Raw genomic sequence first — 16,977 nt, forward strand, 5'->3', positions numbered from 1 at the left:
CGAGGAGCGCAGCGACGAGACGTGTCGAAATCTCCGCCGGCCAACCTCAAATGGTGACCACCTCGAAGAGGTACGTTCCAGCCGCAACCCACACAGGTTTCGACAAACGGGCGGCCTCGCTGCGCGAGGACGACCTGCTCAACCACCATGCACGGCGCCGACGCTGCCAATCGAACCCACGACGAGCGTTACCCACCACGATGATTGAGCCGACGAGGAGCGCAACGACGAGACGTGTCGAAATCTCCGCCGGCCAACCTCAAATGGTGACCACCTCGAAGAGGTACGTTCCAGCCGCAACCCACACAGGTTTCGACAAACGGGCGGCCTCGCTGCGCGAGGACGACCTGCTCAACCACCATGCACGGCGCCGATGCTGCTGATCGAACCGCCGGCCGGGCACCTCGACGTGACCACCCCGGAGATCGCTGCGTTCGGCAGCAGCCCGAACACACTGCGCCGACTTTGACTGATTTGCCCGTTCCTTCCGATACCGAAATCCGCAGAGCCAGAGCACATCTCACCCACTTCCGCCACGGCGTACGCTGAAACGGCACGCTCCGTCCACAGAAGCGAGTTGACGAATGTCCGATCCTGTTGTGCTGCCGTCCGCCGACCCTGACCCGCGCCGCTGGAAGGCCCTCGTGTTCATCTGCCTGGCGCAGCTGATGGTGGTGCTCGACGGCACCGTGGTCAACATCGCACTCCCCGACGCCAAGGCCGATCTCGGGATCAGCACCGCCAACCAGCAGTGGGTGATCACCGCCTATGCCCTGGCCTTCGGAGGCCTGTTGCTCTTCGGTGGCCGCATCGCCGATCTGTGGGGTCGCCGACGCGCCCTGATGACCGGGCTGGTCGGCTTCGCCTTCGCCTCCGCACTGGGTGGTGCGGCGGTCAACGAGGGGATGCTGTTCGGTGCCCGGGCCCTGCAGGGCGCCTTCGGTGCATTGCTGGCGCCGGCCGCCCTCTCCCTGCTGACCGTGATGTTCACCGCCCCGAAGGAGCGGGCCCGCGCCTTCGGTATCTTCGGCGCGATCGCCGGTGGCGGCGCCGCGGTGGGTCTGCTGCTCGGCGGTCTGCTCACCCAGTTCCTGGACTGGCGCTGGACCATGTACATCAACGTGGTGTTCGCCGTGGTCGCCCTGTTCGGGGCGATCGTCGAGATCAAGGAGCCGCCGCGCGCCGACGATCACACGCCTCGACTCGACATCCCGGGCGTGATCCTGGGTGGTGCCGGGCTCGCCCTGGTGGTGTACGGATTCAGCCGTGCCGCCGAGAAGGGCTGGGGCGACACGGGCACCATCTCCTGCCTGATCGCCGCGGTGGTGTTGTTGGCGGCCTTCGTCTTCTGGCAGACCCGCAGCCGGCATCCGCTGCTGCCGTTGCGCGTCGTCGCCGACCGCGCTCGCGGCGGCGCCTATCTGAGCGTCGCGCTGGCCGTGATCGCGATGTTCGGGTCGTTCCTGTTCCTCACGCTGTACATGCAGGTGGTGCACCACTATTCACCGCTGAGCGCCGGCGTCGCCTTCCTCCCGATGGTCTTCGGCATGCTGGTGGGTTCCACCCAGATCGCGGCACGGTTGATCACCCGTGTCCCACCGCGATATCTGCTGGTGCCCGGCGCGCTGCTCGGTGCCTGCGGGATGCTGCTGCTGAGCCAGATCTCGGCGGAGTCCACCCGCTACTGGAGTGTGGTGTTCCCCGCGCTGTTGCTGCTCGGCGCCGGCATGGGCACGGTGTTCATGACCTCGATCAACCTCGCCACCTACGGGGTGGAACCCCGCGACGCCGGTGTCGCGTCGGCGATGGTGAACACCTCCCAGCAGGTCGGTGGCGCGGTGGGTACCGCGTTGCTCAACACCATCGCCGTCAACGTGGCCGCCGCCTACGTCACCGATCACATGGCGTCGGTCCGCGGCCCGGCCGACGTCGCCGCACTCCAGGCGCAGGCGATGGTGCACGGCCAGAGCATCGGCTTCTATGTGGCCGCGGCGATCCTGGCCGGCGTGGCACTCGAGGCGGGTCTCCTGATCAATGTGCGCAGGCCGATCGGCGCGGCCGACGAGGCGGAGGCGGTGGCCGCACCGGCGGTCTGACCACCGTCAGAACCGCCGGCGCGGACGACCCGTTCCACCCTCAGACGGCCGCCTGTCCTGCCAGGTACCGGTCTCGGGCGCGATCGGGATAGCTGTTGGTGAAGTGCACCATCCAGACGATCAGCACGATCGGGATGGCCCAGTTGAGGAAGAAGTCCACCAGATGCGCGCTGTCGGTTCCGGTCGGGTGCGCGTCGAATACGGTGACGAGCACGCTCGACACCCCGATCAGGGTGATCACCACACCCCACGCCGCGGACAGGACGAGATTGATGCGGCGGAACAGCGGTGAGTCCCAGAATTCGCGGGGTGTCGACCGCTTGGCGTATTCGGCGGTGAACGGGCGTACCGGTGATGTCGCCAGCAGCGTCAGCCCGAGGATCACACCCACCAGCGGACGTCCCCACTGGTAGAGCCAGTCGTCGACGGCGTGGTCACCGATGAAGCCGACCACGGCGATCACCCCGAACAGGACAACCGAGTAGATGTCCATCTGGGTGGGGCCACCCGTGCGCCGGTTGTAGACGATGAACACCACGCCGATCGCCGCGGCCAGCAGCGCGCTCCAGGCGACGCCGTCGGCGGCCAGCCGCGAGGCGACGATGGCGAAGACGATCCAGGGGATGAAGCCGGCGAAGATCGCCAGCGGGTTGAGGTTCTTCTCTTTCGTGTCGGACATGCCGTGTGGTCACTTCCAGGCCGGAATGTGCGGTGGGCGCTCCTATTTGATGATGTTGTGCGGAACGAGGTCACCGATGTTCATCGGGGGGAGTACACGAACCCCCACCATGATCGCGTCGCAGACCAGGGCCGTGGGTGCTCCGGTCGTACACACATAGTTGTCGAGTTTGTCCCAGTTGTCACAGAAACCCTCGAAGCAGTACGTCAGTCCGTCACGCGATTCGCTCCACGGCGGGCCGCTCGGCTTCGGCTGGTTGACGTGATCGGCCGACGCGGTGCCCGCGGTGGCGGCGGCCCCGATGACGGCACAGGCCGCGATCCCGCTGAAGGTCAGTGCCCGGAGCGTGTTCTTCTTCATGATGTCTTCTCTCGTCGTCGTGGATCGATCTGCTGACCTGATCCTGGTCGGATCAGCGACGCAAGACATCGGCGTGATCGCCTAGGTTTTGCTGCCACCCGCATCCTGCCCATCGGGATCGTCGCCGGTGGGGGCCACCACCCTCGGTACGGTTCGACGCGCCACTGTGCGCGAGTCAGGGGAGCCCATGAGCGTGCCGACCATGCCGAGAAGTGCCGACGAGATCACCCCGGAGTGGTTGTCGGAGGTGCTCGCCCCGACCCATCCCGGGGTGGAGGTCGCCGACGTCGAGGTGGTGTTGCGCGACGACGGCACCAACCGGCGTGCACGCCTGGCACTCGGCTACCGCCAGGGCAACGGCCCGGCAACGGTTTTCACCAAGTCGGTCGACCCGGCGCACCGTGAGCTGATCCAGTTGACCAGTGGGATGTTCCACGAGCCGCGTCTGTTCGCCTCCGGTGCCACGCTCCCCGTCGACCATCCCGCGGTGTACGCGGCGGTGATCGACGAGGACTCCCAGGACTTCCTGCTGGTGATGGAGGACGTCGTCGCCCGCGGTGCACAGCCGCGTGATGCCTTGCATCCGTTGACACCCCGGCAAGCGGCGTCCGGTGTCCGGGCGCTGGGGCGGTTGCACAGCAGATACTGGGGTCGACGCGTGCAGATCCGCGAACTCGATTGGCTCGAGCCGTTCGTCGCCTTCGAGGGACTGAAGTATGCCGATCTGCCCTCGGCGATCGCCCTGCTCGACGACACCACCCCCGACGAGGTGCTCGCACTGTCGATCGACGACCTCGTCGACGACATCTGGAAGCCCTTCATCGAGACGGTGGCGACGTCGACGCCCACTCTCCTGCACGGTGATCCGCACATCGGCAACACCTACGTCACGGCGAACGGTGAACTGGGCCTGCTCGATTGGCAGATGGCCCGGCGCGGGAACTGGTCACTGGACGTCGGCTACTTCGTGCAGGGCGCGTTGACCACCGCCGATCGCCGCGCCCACGACCGTGACCTGCTGGCCGAGTATCGCGACGCGCTCGACCTTCCCGATGCGGAAAAGCCTGCACCGGAAGAGATCTGGTTGCGGTATCGGGCGTCGGTCGCCCACGGTCTGGCGACGTGGCTGGCCACCGCCAGTGCGGCCGGCGGTCTGTGGCAACGGGTCGACGTGGCGGCTGCTCTGGCACAGCGCTATTCGGCGGCCTACGGCGACCTCGGTACACGGGAGGCCGTCGCCGAGTTGACGCGGTGACGAACCGCTACGAGCAGGACCAGTCGAACACACCGGATTCCAGATCGTACTGAAGGGATCCGCTGCCGATGTTCATCCCGCTGATCTCGACGAGATCGAGGTAGAACGGGGTCAGCCCGTCCGGCACCAGCTGGTCGGGGAACAGGGTTCCGCCCAGGTGGTTGTTGGCCTGGAGCCGATCGGCCCACTCGTGATAGTCGTCGTCCCCAAAGGGATCGGTATAGGGCGCGCACGATGAATTCGTGTCTGCGCCAAAGATATCGACGGGTGCGATGCCCACGTTGGGATCGTCTCGCCGCACCGTGAGTCGCACGAGCATCTCGGGATGGTCGTGGTCCCAGGCATTGGGGTCGCCCAGATAGACCCGGTGTTCGCCGTCTCGTCGGCAGTCGGCGGGCGGAGTGCCGCATCGGCTCAACTCGTCGGCGGTGAGCCAGATGATCGCGAAGTGGCAGCCCAGGATGTCGGTGAGAAGGATCTGTTCGGGGTGGGGGCGATGCCGGCGGAGGTCGGCGATGAACGGGTCGGTCTCGTCGGTTCGCTCGATGGGTTCGGGTCCCTCGCCCACGCCCTGGAACAGCGCGATCCCCGCGAGATCGGGTCCGCGGCGCCGGTAGGGCTCGGGGAGCCACAGGGTGATCGCGTGCAGCATCGGCAGGCCGGTCCGGGGATCTCGCGGCCACTGCTCACCGGTGATGCCCGGCCCGATCGGGCCGATCCTGCCTGCGGGCACCGAGTGTGCCGCGGGCTCGCCGTCGGCGTCGGCGTCGACGAGTGAGCCCTCCGAGGGATAAGGATATGACCAGATCTGACCGTCCGTCCCCTCGAACAGCAGGTTATAGGCGGTGAACCCGCCGTCCGGCGACACCTCGAACGTGGGCTCGCCGATGGTGCCGAAATACGACTCTGTCATCTTGCCTCCGATGTCCGACCAGCGGTGACCATGCACTCGTGGGTGGCGGTCGGCGTCCACCCCGCGAGCGCATCCGGAGTCGGCAGATCATCGAACCTCCGCGCACGATCCTCACCCGGCATCACGAACCCACCTCAGCCCCCGTCGTCGCCCGACCGTCCCCTGAATGCCCAGAGTTTAACAACCGGGACGATCACTGCATGATGGTGTACGGCGAGGTGTTCGCGGGTGCCAACGAGGTCGGGTGCGGCCGGTAGGGGTACTCACAAACCCGGTTCCGGGAACACGACATCCCCGATCGCATCATCCGGCACACCCGACAACCGCAGGGCATCCTGCCGGACGTCGCGGGGTGCGGGGTTCAGTCGAACTCGATCGCGATGTCGCCGCCTTGCGGGGTGGCCTGGCAGGTGAGCAGGTAGCCGTCGTCGATGTCCTCGGGTTCGAGGGCTATTCCGTTGCCGTGGTCGACTTCTCCCGCGGTCAGTCGGGCCACACACGACCCGCAGTCGCCTTCGCGGCAGGATTACGGGGCGTCGATGTCGGCGGCGAGCAGATCACCGGCGCCGAGGGCCGGGCGGTGTACCCCTCAGCAATCCCCGAGCAGCAGGTCGACGGTGTGGCGACACAGTTGTCGCATGTGATCGATCGACATCACCGACGACCCCATCAGCGCCTGGATGGTCAGGCCGTCGAGCAGCGCCATGAGGGTGTGGGCGTTGGTGCGCGAGGTCTCCGGGTCGGCCCCGTCGACCCGATCGAACACCGCCTGCATGCGCTGCGCCCACACCTCGTAGGCACGGTTGTGCACATCGGCGAGGGCCTCGTCGCGTTGCGCTGCGGCCCACCATTCGATCCAGACGCGCCATGACTCCCGGGTGGTCTCGTCGGCGGGGAGATAGGTGTCGATGAGGTCGTACAGCGTGGTCCGGACGTCGGCGGATTCGTCGGCGAAGATGGCCGCGCGGCGCTCCAGCGACTGGGACGCGTTCTCCTCGAACGCCGCCCGGATCAGGTCGAGCTTGGTGTCGAAGTAGTAGTGGACGATCCCACCGGACACCCCCGCACCGTTGGCGACGTCGGACACCCGCAGCCCCACCACACCCCGCTCGGAAAGCTGCTGCAGAGCCGACCGAAGGATCTGTTCCTTGCGAACAGCCTCCACATTGGGCCTCGCCATACTCTTCTCCTCGTGTCGTTCGTCGACGTCATGAACAGCTAAGGGTCTCGCGGCTGGTTCTGTCCCCGGGCCGAACTCGCGCCGACGCGACGACCACCAGCACCGATGCCGCCACGACGAGCGCACCTCCGACGATAGTGCGCAGATCGGGCGATTCACTCCACAACACCACGGCGAAGACCGATGCCCATACAGGTTCGAGCACCATGATGATGGCCGCCGACTCCGCACTCATCCGGGTCTGCGCCCACACCTGGGCCACGATCGCGACGCCGGCGATCGTCGCGAGGTACATCATCGCCGGCCAGTCGGGGCCCGTCGGGAGCGAGAACCCGCCGGGCAGGGCGGCGACGGTGAACACCAGACTCAGCACCGCCAGTTGCACCACCGAGATGGCGATGGCCTTCCCGGCGGTGGCCCAGCGGGCCACCCAGATGACGTGCAGCGCATAGATCAGTGCCGACAGCACCGTGAGTGCCTCGCCGATCCCGAACGACCATCCGCGGACGGCCATCGACGCGACGCCCGCCAGCGACACGACGGCCGCGATCACCGTGACCCGTGAGGGTCGGCGCCGACGCGCGATCGCCAGCAGCATGGGGGTGAACACCACATACAGCGACACCAGGAACGAGGCGACCACGATGGATGCCCGTGACAGACCCTCGAACTGGATGTATTGCGCGAGCCCGAACAGCAGGCCGAGGACCACGCCGTGGCGGAGCTCGGGGCCCCGGATTCCCATCACCGCCCGGGGGCACAGGGCGATCAGGATCGCCACGCCGATCGTGTACCGGACCGCGAGGTAGTCGGCGACGGGCAGCTTGTCGACCAGTTCCTTCGACAGCCCGATCGACAGCCCCCACGCCGCGGCGACGGCGAGGAGCACGAGCGGTGCCGCCCATGCCGCGCCGCCGCCGGTGGGTGACGAACCCGTCAGACCTCGCTCAGCGGTTCGTCCGACCACGAGTGCCCTCCAGCACCACGTGCGTCGGATCGTCACCGGTCAGGACGAGGGCGACGTTGCGGGCCTGGACCTCGACATAGGCGTCCATGGTGGCCTCGGAGATGTAGGCCGCGTGCGGGGTGACGACGGTCCGGGCATGGCGGATGAGCCGATGATCCGGGTTCGGCGGTTCCTCGGCGAGGACGTCGAGCCCGGCACCGGCGAGCCGGCCGCTGTCCAGGGCGTCGAGGACGGCCTGCTCGTCGATCAGGCTGCCGCGGCTCACGTTGACCAGCATGCTGCCGGGCTTCATCAGGCCCAATCGCCGCGCGTCGACCAGGCCGTCGGTCTCCGGCGTCGACGGCAGGTGCAGGCTCACCACGTCGGCCCGCTCGAACACCTCGTCCAGCGTGCACTGCTCGACGCCGTCGGCACTGCCCATCGGGTCGTAGCCGACGACGCCCTCGACCAGCGGTCCCACCATGGATGCGTAGGCCGCCCCGATCCGGCCGAGGCCGACCACTCCCACGGTCAGGTTGGACAGGCGCCGCATCGGCACGGTGGTGCCGTCCCACTGTCCGGCGCGGACATCGTTGTCGAGCGCCACGATCCCGCGGGCGAGGGCCAGGGTGAGGGCCAGTGCATGCCCGGCGACCTCCTGGGTGGCCACACCGGCGACGTTGGTCACCCAGATGCCGCGCTCACGGCAGGCGTCGACGTCGATCATGTCGGTCCCCACCGACTGCGCGGCAACGATTTTCACGTCCGGCAGGGCGTCGAGGATCTCGACGGTGATGGGGGAGTAGCCGAGCAGCAGTGCGTGCGCACCGGCGCCCTCCCGGGCGATGACCTCGGGGTCGGCGGATCCGATGACGCGGGTGGCGACGCCGGATCGTTCGAGGATGTCGATACCCGGGCGGGGATCGGTGTCGACGATGTCGGTGTAGACCGCGAGCGGGCGGCTGTCCACGGCGGTCATGCGCGGGCTCCTTCTCGGACGTGGATCACGGTGGGACGGTCGGCTTTCAGGGCTTCGACGACCGCCGCGGCGACGTCGTCGGGTTCCTGCGCGCCGACGCCGTGACAGCCGACGGATCGGGCGAGGGCGACGAAGTCGGGGTGGCCGAGGTCGACGGCGTGGACCGGTTCGTCCCGGTCGGCCATCTCGTTGCGGATCTCACCGTATCCGCCGTTGTCGACGACGATGATCGGAAGGGGCAGACGGAGTTCGGCGGCCGTCGCGAGTTCGGCCACGGTGAACATGGTTCCGCCGTCACCCTGGATCACGATCACCGGGGCGTCGGGGTCGGCGACCTTGGCGCCGATCCCGGCCGGCAGCCCGAATCCGAGAGTTCCTGCGCCGGTGGGGAACAGGAAGCTTCGTGCCCGGTGCAGCGGCCAGTTGGACAGGGTGCCGTAGTAGACGGCCATCGCGTTGTCGGCGGCGATCACGGTCTCGCGGGGTGTCGCCGCGACGAGTGCATCCACCAGCGGTCCCCAGGTGGCGCCGGTGGCCCGGGCCTCGGCGGTGATCGTCGCGCGGATCTCGTCGATGGTCGTCGCGGTGTCGCGGGCCGGGAGACGTTGGGCCAGTCGCGGTGCCGAGTCGGCGATGTCGCCGAGCACGGCGACGTCGGCGGCCCGGTTCGCGTGGATCCCGGCCGGGTCGATGTCCAGCCGAACCATCGAGGAGATGGTGGGCTGTCCGTACCACCAGTCGGCCGGCGCGAGTTCGGTCCCGATCGCCACCAGCAGATCCGACGATTCGACAAGTGCTCGCACACAGGCGTGTTGGACGCCCGCACCGACGAGCAGGGGATGGTCGTCGGCGACCGCACCCTTGCCGTTGGTGGTGGTCAGCACGGGCGCACCGATCCGTTCGGCGAGGGCGGTCACCTGCTCCGACGCCGAGCCCGCGCCACCGCCGACCACCACGATCGGCGACTGTGCCGCGGTGATGGCCGCGGCGGCCCGCTCGATCGCGTCGTCGGCGGCGACGTGCTGTGCGGTGACCGCACGCGGGTAGTCGTCGATCTCGGCGGTCACGTCGAACAGGTCGAGCGGGATCTCCAGATAGACCGGACGCGGACGGCCGTCGATCATCTCGCCCCACAACTGGGCCACGGCAGCGGTGATCTCCGATACCTGGGACACCCGGACCGCGCGGTGCACGACGGCGGCCATCGACGCGGTCTGGTCCCGGATCTCGTGCAGCAGACCGTTACCGAAGCCCGGGTGGTTCGACGGCATCCCAGGGGAGACGAAGAACACCGGGACCGAGTCGGAATAGGCCTGTGCCGCAGAGGATACCGCGTTGAGGATGGCGGGACCGGTGGTGGTCAGGACGACGCCGGGGCGGCCGGTGGAGCGTGCGTAGCCGTCGGCGGCATAGCCGGCGCCCTGCTCGTGGCGGACGAGGACGTGGCGCAGCCCGACCCGCTCCAGTGCCGAGTAGGCGCCGAGGTTGTGGGTTCCGGGGATACCGAACACGGTGTCGGCTCCCTGCGCGGCGAGTGCGCGGACCAGCGCCTCGCCTCCGGTCGTGATCACAAAGTCACCTTCTTGCTGTGGTTCGAGGGGTCGGGACGATCAGTCGAGGACACGGGAATCCTCTTTGTTCCAGGCGAGTTCGACACTCATGCCGGTTCGGATGCGGTCGTCGCCACGCCCGACGGGTGTGCGGGCGACCAGTTCCACGCCGGTGTCGGTGCGCGCCATGACGGTCTGGTCGCTGCCGAGGTAGACGCAGTCGGTGACCGTCGCCGTCACCCGGTTGAGTCCGGTGGGCACGTCGCCGGCCGCGGTGTGCACCTGCAGGTCCTCGGGGCGGATCATCAGCGCCGAGCCGTCGGTGGCGGTGGCCCCCACGGCGAGGGTCCGGCCGGTGCCGTCCTCGACGAATCCGTCACGGGTCGTCTTGCCGCTCAAGAAGTTCGACACGCCGATGAACTCGGCGGTGTAGCGGCAGTTGGGGCGCTGATAGAGGTCTTCGGGGGTTCCGAGCTGCAGGATCTCGCCGTTGCGCAGCAGGGCGATACGATCCGACATCGTCAGCGCCTCCTGCTGGTCGTGGGTGACGAAGACGAAGTTGATACCCATCTCGCGGTGGAGTCGACGGATCTCGAGCTGGAGTTGCTCGCGCAGGATCTTGTCGAGCGCGCCCAGCGGCTCGTCCATCAGCAGCACCCGCGGCTTGTAGACGATCGCCCGGGCCAGGGCGACGCGCTGCTGCTGACCGCCCGACAGCTGGCTCGGGCGCCGGTCGGCGTAGTCGGCCATCTCCACCATCGTCAGCGCCTCGGTGACCAGTCCGGGGATCTCGGACTTGGCGAAGCCGTGGCGGCGCAGGCCGTAGGCGACGTTGTCGGCGATGCTCATGTGCGGGAACAGGGCGTAGTGCTGGAACATCATGCCGAGGCCGCGACGGTGCGGCGGGACACGGGTGAGGTCGACGCCGTCGACGGTGACCGATCCGGAGTCGGCCTTGACGAAGCCGGCCATGATGTTGAGCAGGGTGGATTTGCCGGAGCCGCTGGCACCGAGCAGGGTGACGAACTCGCCTTCGCGCATGGAGAGGTTCACGTCGTCGAGGATGACGGCGGAGCCGTAGGTCTTGCGGACGCGCTCGAGGTTGATGAATCCGTGACCGGTGGCGGTGGTGGGCACGGTGAAATCGGTGGTGGTCATGTCAGGCTCCTGCTTTGGCCGAGGTCAGGCGACGAGCGCGGCGGCTCTGGATGAAGCGGAGGATCCCGCTGAGGGCGAAGGCCGCGACGATGATGAGCAGAATGAGGCTCGACACCGCGGCCAGCGTCGGGTCGATCTGGATCCGGATGCCCGACCACATCTTCACCGGCAGGGTGGTCATGTCGGGTCCGGACAGGAAGATCGCGACGACGACCTCGTCCCAGCTGGTGATGAAGGCGAAGAGACCGCCGGCCAGCATGCTCGATGCGATGGCCGGCAGGGTGATGCGGAAGAACGTCTGCAGCGGGCTCGCCCCGAGGTTCATCGACGCCATCTCCAGGCGCCGATCGACCGTGGACAGTCCGGCGACGACGTTGATGATCACGTAGGGGACGCCGAGGCAGGTGTGGACGAGGATGAAGCCCAGCGGGGTCTCGGTGAGTCCGATCTTGAGGAAGGTGATGTAGATCGCCAGGCCGACGATCACGTACGGCACCACCAGCGGGGCGAGCAGCACGGCGAGTACGGCTCCCCGGAAGGGGATTCGGCCGCGGACCAGCGCCAGGGCGGCGAGGGTGCCGAGGACCACCGACAGGACCGCCGAGCCGAGCGCCACCGAGAAGCTCGACGCCGCGGACTGCATCCAGGTGGGGTCGTCGATCAGCGCCTGGAACCACTGGAACGACAGCCCCTTGGGCGGGAAGGTCAGAAACGAACTCTCACCCAACGACATCGGGATGACCAGCAGCACCGGCAGGAGTAGATAGACCGCGATGAGCGCAGCGAGGAGGAAAAGTGCTGTGCGCGTGACGATCCGAGTCATGATCTTCCCATCAGGATGCGTTCGACGTCGACGATCCGGCTGGCGATGGCCAGGAGTGCGAACGTGGTCACCAGCAGGAGTACGGCGAGTGCGGAGGCGAATCCGAATCGAAGGACCGTGCTGACCTGCTGGACGATCAGCTCGCCGATCATCATGTTCTTCGGGCCGCCGAGCAGGGCGGGGGTGATGTAGTAGCCGAGGGCCTGCACAAAGGTGAGCAGTGTCCCCGCCGCGACCCCGGAAGCGCTGAGTGGCACGAAGACTCGCCAGAAGGCTCCGGACGGCCGGTCACCGAGCGCCTGGGCGGCCAGCGACAGCCGGGGATCGATGGACCGCATCGAGGCGTAGATGGGCAGCACCATGAACGGCAAGGCGATCTGGACCATGCCGAAGATGACGCCGGGCAGCGTGCGCAGGATCGGCATCGGCTCGTCGAGGATACCGGCGTTCATCGCAATCGTGTTGAGCACACCCGTATCTCGCAGCAGGACGATCAGTGCGAAGCTGCGGACCAGGATGCTGGTCCAGAACGGGATGAGGATGACCACCATCATCAGTGCCCGCCACTTCGGCGACACCAGGGTCATGACGTAGGCGTAGGGGTAGCCGAGCGCCAAGGTGACCACGGTGACGGTGAGTGCGACGACGAAGGTGTTGATCAGCACCCGCACGTACACCGAGTCGGCGAAGATCGCCCGGTAGTTCTCGAATCCGACCGTCGGGTCGGTGAAGCTCTTCGCGATCAGCGCGACGATCGGGACCACGAACAGCAGTCCGAGGAACACCAGCAGCGGAAGGGCGAGAGCACCCCAGCCGTCGAAGGCGAATGCCTTGCGCCACTGGCGCTTTTCCTTGACCTCCGCGGGTGACGGCGCCGGGGTCACCTGTGGGGGTGACACTTCGCTGAGCTGGGCCGTCATCGGGCGATCCAGCTGTTGAACCGCTCGGTGATGGCATCGTTGTTCTCGGCCCAGTACGAGTAGTCGATGACGGCTGCGGACTTGTCGTTGACCGCAGCACCGCCGGCCACGTCGTTGCGCTTGTCGGCGGGCATGAGCTCGACGCCGGCCGGGGTGGCAGGGCCGTAGTAGGACGCGACGGCGTCGTCGGCCTGGGACTGCGGGTTGGCGAGGAACCACTTCATCCAGTCAAAGGCCAACTGCGCGTTGGGATAGCCCTTCGGCACGACGACCTGGTCATAGGAGATGAGGTTCTGGCCGTACTCGTTGGCCACCGGCTCGCCCGCCTCGGCGGCCTGGGTGATGCGGCCGTTCCAGGCCTGCACGAGCGGGGCCTCGCCGCTGGCGACCAGCTGGGTCTGCTGATCACCGGTGTCGTACCAGACGATGTCGCTCTTGATCGTGTCGAGCTTGGCGAAGGCGCGGTCGAGGTCGAGTGGGTAGAGGTTCTCGGGTGCGACACCGTCGGCGAGGAGTGCCGCCTCGAAGATCCCGCCGGTCGGGTACTTCCAGAAGCCGCGCTTTCCGGGGAACTTCTCGGTGTCGAAGAACTCGGCCCACGTGGTCGGATGGGCATCCGGGAACGTGTTGGTGTTGTAGGCGATGCTGAAGGTGTACTGCAGGACCGGGATCGCACAGTCGCTCAGTTGTTCAGCGGGTGCACCTGCGGTCTTGGCCGCCTCGACGACGTCGGCCGGCAGCTTCTCGAGGGTTCCGTCTGCGCAGGCGGTGGCTGCGTAGTTGGGCTCGACCTCCACGACACCCCAGGAAACCTTGTTCGCACTGACCTGAGCTGCGATTTTCGCGTAGTCGGTGGGCGAATCCTGCTTGATGGTGACCCCGTTCTCCTCCGCCCAGGGAAGGAAGTAGGACTCCACGTGGGCCTTCTGGCCGGCGCCACCCCACATGGTGACGGTGAGTGACTTGGAGTCTGTACCGGAGCCCGATGCACAGGCCGACAACGAGACTGCAGCAACCGAAACCACAACGGCCGCAAAGGTGTTTCTGCGCATGGCGCCCTCCTAAACTGAACTGATTAATCCATCAGTCAAGAATTAAAGGGTGGCTTGGGTCACATGTCAAGACCGGGTGTGGAGATTTAACGTTGGTGACTTCGTTCGTCACAGGTAGTTTTCACGGCGACCGCCCTTCCCCGCCCGAGACAAGCCCCGAGGCCCTTAGCACCCCTGAGCGTCGCGGTCGCGGGATCCGATCACTGGCCAGTAGTGTTGTCGCCCTGTAGATCTCACGTACCGGTTCGTCGGACTGTCGGTCTACCGAAGCGGGCAAAGGGGACACGGCACCGTCGACTCCGCGCGACATCGATCAGTACCGACACACTGCTGATCGTGTCTCCCCAGACGGTCCTCGACCGCATGGGTGGCCCGACGTCGACCACGAGGATGGCTGCCCCGTCGACGGTCTCGCGACCGGTGACAGCGACACGGTGGTCAACGCCGCTCGAGCACTCACCCCCTGTCCGCTCATCAGTTCACCATCTTCGGGCGACCACCGCTGCCGGTGTCGCACGCCCTCCACCTCATCGTCATGTGGCACCTCAACAGCCCGACCACGCCCGATCCACACAAACACCCCCACCCACAGCTCCGTCCACACCACCGGTCCATCACCCACTCATCACCACCCACCAGCCATTACGCTCATCCCCATGTCCGGGGGGACCACACACGACCAGCGCACCGACGAGCAACTGCTCCATGCCCACATCCACGGCGATCCGACCGCCTTCACCATCCTCATCACCCGCCACCAGTCCTATCTGTGGACCGTCGCCAACCGCACCACCGGCAATCCCGACGACGCGGCCGATGCACTCCAAGAAGCACTCCTGAGCGCCCATCTGACGAGATGCACGGAACATGAGCCACACACGCCAGCAATTCAGCCTTCGATCCCGGGCGTGTCGCCGAGCCTGGCTCAGTTTGCCTGCAAACCAACAGGTGAGGGCCGATCCCGGCGATATAGTTGCCCTGCCTAAATGAACCGCACTGCAGGCTGCACTAAGAAGGCAATGCTTCGGCGGAGTAGTGCCCGCCAGTCGTCTCGGAGAGCTTGCATGAGTGCTGCTTGGTCGTACTTTGCTGGTGCGCTGTCACGTCGACGGCGTACACCCAATAGCCACGAGTTGCGCCGCTGGTGTCGGGATGCCAGCCGTCGTCTGTCCAGTTGGCAAACGACAGGTGCTCTGACGGGGGGTACAAGTGGCTGATTTCCTTGTTGCACTCACGCACGGCGATCTCGTGGCGAGCTAGGACGGTCTCTGTCGATTGGGTGGACGACAGAGGCTCAGCACCGCGTGGTGGCGAGCAAGCAGTCAGAACCAAGAGAGTGAACAGCGTACTTGCAAGTGCAAATATCCGGGAGATTGGAGGGCTCATGACCAGTTATCTGTGATCTCGGGCCTGCTCTAGATAGGTCTCGGCAGATTCAGTGACGGAGGCCTTGCTCAGGTATATCTCGTCGCAGAACAACCATTTTCCGTCCACCTTACTGAAACGCAGTGGCCTCCCGGTATCAACGAATACCCGGTTTTTGAACTTCGTGACGTCTACGCGTGCGGATGTTCCGGCTGTATCGACGCTGATCGCCTCAGCAGGGACACTGACCTCGCGGTACGCGCTTAGGAAGTCGGCATAGTCTCGGTCGTCGGGCGGAAATGGTTTGAACAGGGGGACCCCAGTTCGCTCTTCCTCGCGCCGCACGGTCGCAAGGATTTCCGCGGACGTCAAGCGCTGTGCTGGACAAACCAGGCCCTGAGATGCCTCCAAAGTCTGGTTTTCTGCGAACGCCCGAATTGTCTCGGTTACGCCTTCAGCAGCACCCGGGGTCCCGGTGGGTTGGTCGGGGCTGCATGCAGTAGCAGCTACCGCCATCAGAAGTGCGCCGCCGAGCGCGGATGCAGAAACTGCGTGCACTCGCCTCTTCAAAATCGCCATCTACCTACCCCTGAAGAATATAAGTGACCCGTCCCCCGGATTGGACATTCCATCAAGCTGGCTCCTTGGAATTCTTCGTGCATTATTCGCAGCGGTAACACATTTGTTGATAACGGTTGCGAAATCGCCGTCAGATTCCTTTCCTATCTTGATTCCTGTCTCATTGTTGTACCGGTCCATGATCTCTGAGTGTCTTCCATAGCTCGGATCCGACCCCCACGACCGGTCCCAATCCTCGGCCAGTACATCCCGAACCCGCGACAGGACACGCTCGGCGTCCTCGACATCGGCAAGATCAGCGATCAACGCGAACCCATACGTACTCACAGCACGATCCTCTCCGAACTCACACCAACGGTTCTGGAAACACCAATGGCCTCAACATATCTGGAGATGCACCCAACTCGGCCAGACCCGCCTGGCGAGTACGCGAGATCAGATGCTCCACACCACCACGATCATCGTCGCGCAACAACTCGAGCATCTCGGCAAAGAACACCTCACTACTCGGATTGGCGCCGTTCTGATTCACCAACCGATCATCGAGCACCCACCGCACATCCTCGATCAGACCCGCGGTCGGCTTGGCCGCACACACCACCCGCAGCAGCACCAGCCGCTGACGCGACCTTCCGGTGTACAGATAGTCATGGCCCGAAGCGGTTCGCGTGACCAGCGTCTCTTCGCTGTACGCCAAGTAGCCCCTCACGTCACGCACAGGATCGAGTGCCACCCCCACCACCACTTCGGCGAACTCCGCGATCCCCGCCGCACAGACCAAGTCATCCTGGTAGCGAATCCGCGGTTCCCCCGGGAACACGAACTGATCTCCATCCACGCCGGCATCGCCGGTCCGCGTCGGAGGCAACGGTCCTCCCAGAAATGCCGAGTACGCAAAGACCCTTCCCAGCCTGGTGGGTTCGTACCCGACGTAGAGCGCCCACCACTCGATGTCGGTCCGCATCAGCACGGTCTTTCGACCGTCACCGACGACCCGCCACTGCGGCCCCAATCGCTCAGCCGCGGACGTCACCATCTTCCGCCACGCGGACACACTCATCGCCACGTGATCCCCGCCCACCCCTCTGTGGTCTGCACCGATCTGTCACAGCGCATTCGACT

Annotated in this window: 15 protein-coding genes and 1 pseudogene; 3 read left to right on the forward strand and 13 right to left on the reverse strand. The window is 66.1% G+C overall.

The features are described 5' to 3' along the window. Positions 1 to 584 precede the first annotated feature (584 nt). Entirely contained in the window at positions 585 to 2,096 is a 1,512-nt protein-coding gene (locus GD1_RS21220) for an MFS transporter (RefSeq protein WP_059039458.1), read from the forward strand. Positions 2,097 to 2,136: 40 nt separating this feature from the next. On the opposite strand, the gene GD1_RS21225 is transcribed toward GD1_RS21220, so the two are convergent. Then, complete coding sequence (locus GD1_RS21225; protein WP_059039459.1) at positions 2,137 to 2,775, reverse strand: DUF3159 domain-containing protein; 639 nt, start codon at positions 2,773 to 2,775, stop codon at positions 2,137 to 2,139. A gap of 42 nt (positions 2,776 to 2,817) precedes the next feature. After that, positions 2,818 to 3,135 (reverse strand): hypothetical protein, encoded by a 318-nt coding sequence (locus GD1_RS21230; RefSeq protein WP_053777261.1) that lies wholly within the window; start codon positions 3,133 to 3,135, stop codon positions 2,818 to 2,820. A 187-nt stretch (positions 3,136 to 3,322) separates the two neighbouring features. Here GD1_RS21230 and GD1_RS21235 point away from each other — a divergent pair, with 187 nt between their 5' ends. Next, positions 3,323 to 4,390, forward strand: a complete 1,068-nt coding sequence (locus GD1_RS21235) for a phosphotransferase family protein (protein ID WP_059039460.1) — start codon at positions 3,323 to 3,325, stop codon at positions 4,388 to 4,390. Between the two features lie 7 nt (positions 4,391 to 4,397). On the opposite strand, the gene GD1_RS21240 is transcribed toward GD1_RS21235, so the two are convergent. The 10 genes and pseudogenes from GD1_RS21240 to GD1_RS21280 form a co-directional block, all read right to left on the reverse strand. After that, positions 4,398 to 5,303 carry a hypothetical protein gene (locus GD1_RS21240; protein WP_157079571.1) on the reverse strand — a complete coding sequence of 302 codons (906 nt, stop codon included), beginning with the start codon at positions 5,301 to 5,303 and terminating at the stop codon, positions 4,398 to 4,400. 361 nt (positions 5,304 to 5,664) lie between these two features. Further along, positions 5,665 to 5,817 (reverse strand): annotated as a pseudogene (locus GD1_RS24470) (2Fe-2S iron-sulfur cluster-binding protein); the annotation flags it as partial. A gap of 75 nt (positions 5,818 to 5,892) precedes the next feature. Then, entirely contained in the window at positions 5,893 to 6,483 is a 591-nt protein-coding gene (locus GD1_RS21245) for a TetR/AcrR family transcriptional regulator (RefSeq protein ID WP_083534577.1), read from the reverse strand. 28 nt (positions 6,484 to 6,511) lie between these two features. After that, positions 6,512 to 7,450, reverse strand: coding sequence for a DMT family transporter (locus tag GD1_RS21250; protein ID WP_059039463.1), 939 nt, complete (start codon positions 7,448 to 7,450; stop codon positions 6,512 to 6,514). Beyond that, positions 7,431 to 8,408 (reverse strand): C-terminal binding protein, encoded by a 978-nt coding sequence (locus GD1_RS21255; RefSeq protein ID WP_059039464.1) that lies wholly within the window; start codon positions 8,406 to 8,408, stop codon positions 7,431 to 7,433. The genes GD1_RS21250 and GD1_RS21255 overlap by 20 nt, the downstream gene beginning before the upstream one ends. Continuing rightward, the gene (locus GD1_RS21260; protein ID WP_217997902.1) at positions 8,405 to 9,979 is read right to left on the reverse strand and encodes a thiamine pyrophosphate-binding protein; all 1,575 of its coding nucleotides are present in this window, start codon (positions 9,977 to 9,979) and stop codon (positions 8,405 to 8,407) included. The genes GD1_RS21255 and GD1_RS21260 overlap by 4 nt, the downstream gene beginning before the upstream one ends. Before the next feature lie 39 nt (positions 9,980 to 10,018). Continuing rightward, positions 10,019 to 11,116: an ABC transporter ATP-binding protein gene (locus GD1_RS21265; RefSeq protein ID WP_059039465.1), complete on the reverse strand. Its 1,098-nt coding sequence runs from the start codon at positions 11,114 to 11,116 to the stop codon at positions 10,019 to 10,021. Position 11,117: 1 nt separating this feature from the next. Continuing rightward, the gene (locus GD1_RS21270) at positions 11,118 to 11,939 is read right to left on the reverse strand and encodes an ABC transporter permease (RefSeq protein ID WP_059039466.1); all 822 of its coding nucleotides are present in this window, start codon (positions 11,937 to 11,939) and stop codon (positions 11,118 to 11,120) included. Beyond that, positions 11,936 to 12,859, reverse strand: coding sequence for an ABC transporter permease (locus tag GD1_RS21275; protein ID WP_059039467.1), 924 nt, complete (start codon positions 12,857 to 12,859; stop codon positions 11,936 to 11,938). Before GD1_RS21275 ends, GD1_RS21270 begins: the two co-directional genes overlap by 4 nt. Next, positions 12,856 to 13,911, reverse strand: a complete 1,056-nt coding sequence (locus tag GD1_RS21280; RefSeq protein ID WP_059039468.1) for an ABC transporter substrate-binding protein — start codon at positions 13,909 to 13,911, stop codon at positions 12,856 to 12,858. Before GD1_RS21280 ends, GD1_RS21275 begins: the two co-directional genes overlap by 4 nt. Positions 13,912 to 14,567: 656 nt before the next feature. Between GD1_RS21280 and GD1_RS25805 the strand changes: the two genes are divergently transcribed. Beyond that, positions 14,568 to 14,897, forward strand: coding sequence for a sigma factor (locus GD1_RS25805; protein WP_157079572.1), 330 nt, complete (start codon positions 14,568 to 14,570; stop codon positions 14,895 to 14,897). Between the two features lie 1,304 nt (positions 14,898 to 16,201). Here GD1_RS25805 and GD1_RS21295 read toward each other — a convergent pair. Next, positions 16,202 to 16,915, reverse strand: a complete 714-nt coding sequence (locus GD1_RS21295; RefSeq protein ID WP_157079573.1) for a hypothetical protein — start codon at positions 16,913 to 16,915, stop codon at positions 16,202 to 16,204. Between the last annotated feature and the right edge of the window lie 62 nt (positions 16,916 to 16,977).

The organism is Gordonia desulfuricans NBRC 100010 (assembly GCF_001485495.1).
In the GTDB taxonomy this organism is placed as follows: Bacteria; Actinomycetota; Actinomycetes; order Mycobacteriales; family Mycobacteriaceae; genus Gordonia; species Gordonia desulfuricans.

Bases quoted from the DNA above. Each gene is read 5' to 3' on its own strand.
- GD1_RS21220 (WP_059039458.1), top strand. From the start codon at position 585: ATGTCCGATCCTGTTGTGCTGCCGTCCGCCGACCCTGACCCGCGCCGC.
- GD1_RS21225 (WP_059039459.1), bottom strand. From the start codon at position 2,775: ATGTCCGACACGAAAGAGAAGAACCTCAACCCGCTGGCGATCTTCGCC.
- GD1_RS21230 (WP_053777261.1), bottom strand. From the start codon at position 3,135: ATGAAGAAGAACACGCTCCGGGCACTGACCTTCAGCGGGATCGCGGCC.
- GD1_RS21235 (WP_059039460.1), top strand. From the start codon at position 3,323: ATGAGCGTGCCGACCATGCCGAGAAGTGCCGACGAGATCACCCCGGAG.
- GD1_RS21240 (WP_157079571.1), bottom strand. From the start codon at position 5,303: ATGACAGAGTCGTATTTCGGCACCATCGGCGAGCCCACGTTCGAGGTG.
- GD1_RS21245 (WP_083534577.1), bottom strand. From the start codon at position 6,483: ATGGCGAGGCCCAATGTGGAGGCTGTTCGCAAGGAACAGATCCTTCGG.
- GD1_RS21255 (WP_059039464.1), bottom strand. From the start codon at position 8,408: ATGACCGCCGTGGACAGCCGCCCGCTCGCGGTCTACACCGACATCGTC.
- GD1_RS21265 (WP_059039465.1), bottom strand. From the start codon at position 11,116: ATGACCACCACCGATTTCACCGTGCCCACCACCGCCACCGGTCACGGA.
- GD1_RS21270 (WP_059039466.1), bottom strand. From the start codon at position 11,939: ATGACTCGGATCGTCACGCGCACAGCACTTTTCCTCCTCGCTGCGCTC.
- GD1_RS21275 (WP_059039467.1), bottom strand. From the start codon at position 12,859: ATGACGGCCCAGCTCAGCGAAGTGTCACCCCCACAGGTGACCCCGGCG.
- GD1_RS21280 (WP_059039468.1), bottom strand. From the start codon at position 13,911: ATGCGCAGAAACACCTTTGCGGCCGTTGTGGTTTCGGTTGCTGCAGTC.
- GD1_RS25805 (WP_157079572.1), top strand. From the start codon at position 14,568: ATGTCCGGGGGGACCACACACGACCAGCGCACCGACGAGCAACTGCTC.
- GD1_RS21295 (WP_157079573.1), bottom strand. From the start codon at position 16,915: ATGAGTGTGTCCGCGTGGCGGAAGATGGTGACGTCCGCGGCTGAGCGA.